The following is a 2,039-nucleotide window of genomic DNA, read 5'->3' as shown; positions in this document are numbered from 1 at the left end:
GAGAGGGGGTTGGGGGGTGAGGGGACATGATTGCCAATCCAATGTACCAGTACAGATAGCCTATAGCCCTCACGTCTCTGCGCCGCTGCGTTAATTGTATTTCCAACCAAATCTCCGATAGCCCAAAGCCAATAGCCTAAATTCTAATCCCGATCCCCAGCCCCCGACCCCTGATCCCTCGCCCTTTGCCTTCTGCCTTCTGCCTTCTGACTTCTGCCTTCTGACTTCTGACTTTTGACTTTTGACTTTCGCTATGCTCGCTACTCTTCAGAATCCGTTTTATTGACCTGTTGGCGCAGACGCTCGGTTAAGCTGGGTTTAGTCGGGTTTGCCGCAATTTGAGTGGGCTGAAGCTCAGCCTGCCACTCAATCGACGGATACTCATCTTCGAGCAAGCCTTCGAGTGAGATTAGGTTTGGCTGCCAACTATCGAAGGTCTGGCGTTGAGCAGGATCAAATTGAAAGCTCTGATCGGTACACAGAAACACCTGATAGCTGGTTTCGGCGGCATTCGTCAGCGGCTTGATCAAAATGTACCAATCTTTATAGATTCCCGATTGGATACGGCCAATCGTGTTGTAGGCAATCGACATACAATACTCCTTAATTAGGGGACGATTGGAATATGGTTATTGCTAACATAATCCCAGCGGCCAGGTCGGCGAGGATCGGGTTTCACCCGTTCAAGATGGACATGCGGCACATCAGGCGCATGATCACCAGCGAGTGAACCATCGTCGATCCGGCCTTGGTTGTAGCTTCCATCGGCATTCGGCGTTTTGCTGCGAAATACGCCAGGTGAAACTTCCTCGGCATCGCCGATCCATTGACCAATTGCATCAAGTGCTTCATCTTCGGTCAACGTTTCACCGCTGGTTATATTCCCAGTTGCCCGCTCTGTTTCGCCAATAACATTACCAATTTTCTCGGCATCGACGCTTGCATTATGGCTGGGCGTTGCGGGCGTTGCATTTTGGCTAATTAATGCAGCTCCACCGATTACCGCAAGCCCAAGCAAACCAAGGGCAATAAGATCACCAACTGGTAAGGGGCCGTCAGCAAGAGCTAGCCCACCAGCAATTGGCAGAACGCCCGCAACTCCACCTGCTTGAACAACTGGTTGTTGGCGTTCTACTAGCCAATCACGCAAGCGTTGGCGTAATGGTTCAGGATTATAGGATTGCTCTTCAAGCTGGGCTGAAACTTGAACATTTTGGAAAGCGCGTGGTTTAGCGGCAACTGCTTCGACCGAGCCTTTGAACAATGCCGCTGCTTCTTCTTCGCTATAACGAAAAACAATCTGAATTTGGCGCGTTAGATCGCTCGCTTCTTGGAAAACTGTTTGCAAGCGACGAATCGCCGGAAAAACTATGCTATCGAGCTCATTAAAACAGCGCTGCGCCGAATCGCCTTGCCATCCTCCATCACGCAATGGTTGCATCCCACGTTGCAGCAATTGCTCAAGATCGTGAATCCGACTGGCAAGTTTTTGCAAGCGTTGGCGAACAGTATCAGTGCTCAAATAATCAATTTGCACAAGCTCATTAGCCACATAACCTCCAAGTAATCGTACTAACAATACTCAGATAGCTATACTAATTTATGCCTTGAATGTTGCATGAAATGTTAAGCAGCTTGATGGCCTACTCCCGCAGTTGATCGGCTTCGTCCGGTGGAATCACCTCGTCATAGCGGCACGGAAACCGCGAAGATCGCGAAGAATATGCTTTAGCCACGAATTCCACGAATTGCCCGAATGAGTATTTTTTGCCACAGATTGACACAGATTATGAGGATTAGGTTCGCGCCAGCCCATAACCTACCGCCTATAGCCATCGTTTCTCTGCGTCTCTGCGTTAACATTTCGATCCACGAAGGGCACGAAGAACACGAAGAACGGAAACCGCAAAGAGCACGAAGATTAAGTTTTTTCGCCACAGATTGCCACAGATTATGAGGATTATGTTCGTGCCAGCCCATAGCCTCCAGCCTATAGCCATCGCGTCTCTGCGCCTCTGCATTAAAGCCCGATCCCCGAC

The 2,039-nt window shown here is 49.7% G+C and carries 2 protein-coding genes; both read right to left on the bottom strand.

All coding sequences use genetic code 11. The features are described from left to right. Nucleotides 1–260 precede the first annotated feature (260 nt). Nucleotides 261–593, bottom strand: coding sequence for a hypothetical protein (locus C5S61_RS01805; RefSeq protein ID WP_110513414.1), 333 nt, complete (start codon nucleotides 591–593; stop codon nucleotides 261–263). 14 nt (nucleotides 594–607) lie between these two features. Next, entirely contained in the window at nucleotides 608–1,552 is a 945-nt protein-coding gene (locus C5S61_RS01800; RefSeq protein WP_164689160.1) for a WXG100 family type VII secretion target, read from the bottom strand. Nucleotides 1,553–2,039: the final 487 nt, after the last annotated feature.

This window comes from Herpetosiphon llansteffanensis (assembly GCF_003205875.1).
Lineage (GTDB): Bacteria > Chloroflexota > Chloroflexia > Chloroflexales > Herpetosiphonaceae > Herpetosiphon > Herpetosiphon llansteffanensis.
The sequence above is the reverse complement of the archived record's forward strand: the minus strand, read 5'-3'. Positions and strand labels throughout refer to the sequence as shown.